Source organism: Aeromonas sp. 604176 (assembly GCF_049170755.1).
In the GTDB taxonomy this organism is placed as follows: Bacteria; Pseudomonadota; Gammaproteobacteria; order Enterobacterales; family Aeromonadaceae; genus Aeromonas; species Aeromonas veronii_A.
On sequence record NZ_JAAKNE010000295.1, the window covers coordinates 1 to 824 of the forward strand.

1 protein-coding gene is annotated in these 824 nt (G+C 61.8%); it reads right to left on the reverse strand.

Features of this window, described 5'->3' with window-relative positions; translation table 11 throughout:
• A partial coding sequence (locus tag G5358_RS21455; RefSeq protein WP_421324925.1) for a RecQ family ATP-dependent DNA helicase occupies nt 1-824 on the reverse strand: 824 nt, incomplete at both ends.

Sequence of the window (824 nt, forward strand, 5' to 3'; positions counted from 1 at the left end):
ACGCTCATCCAGTATTCGTGGCTCTGATCCTTGCCGATGCCGTAGGTCGACAGCTTATCGTGGCCATGATCCTTGATGCGCTGGTTCAGCGACCCGCGCAGCACCTCCACCACATAACCCACCCCGAAATTCTGGCCCACCCGCCAGACGCAGGAGAGCGCCTTCTGGGCATCTTCAGTGCCGTCATAGCTCTTGGGCGGATCGAGACAGATATCGCAGTTGCCGCACGGCTTGTCGTTGTACTCGCCGAAGTAGTTGAGCAGCACCTGACGGCGGCAGGTTTGCGCCTCGGCAAACGCCGCCATCACGTTGAGCTTGTACTGCTCCACCTGCAACTGCTGCGGGTTCTCGATGTTGTCGAGCAGGCGGCGCACCCGGCCGATATCGGCGGGATCGTAGAGCAGCAGCGCCTCGGCGGGGGTGCCATCGCGACCGGCGCGGCCGGTCTCCTGATAGTAGGATTCGATGTTCTTCGGAATGTCGTAGTGCACCACGAAGCGTACGTTGGGCTTGTCGATACCCATACCGAACGCCACCGTCGCCACCACTATCTCGATGTCATCCTTGAGGAAGGCATCCTGGGTCTGCTGGCGCAGCTCGAGCGGCAGCCCCGCATGATAGGGCGCCGCCTTGCAGCCGTGGCGGGATAACCGCTCGGCCACCTCCTCCACCCGGTTGCGACTGGAGCAGTAGACGATGCCACAGTTGCCCTTCTGGCTCTGCACGTAGCGCAGCAGCTGCTCAGCCGCCTTGAACTTCTCCACCAGGCTGTAGCGGATATTGGGACGATCGAAGCTGGCGGTGTGGATGAAGGGATCGTTCAG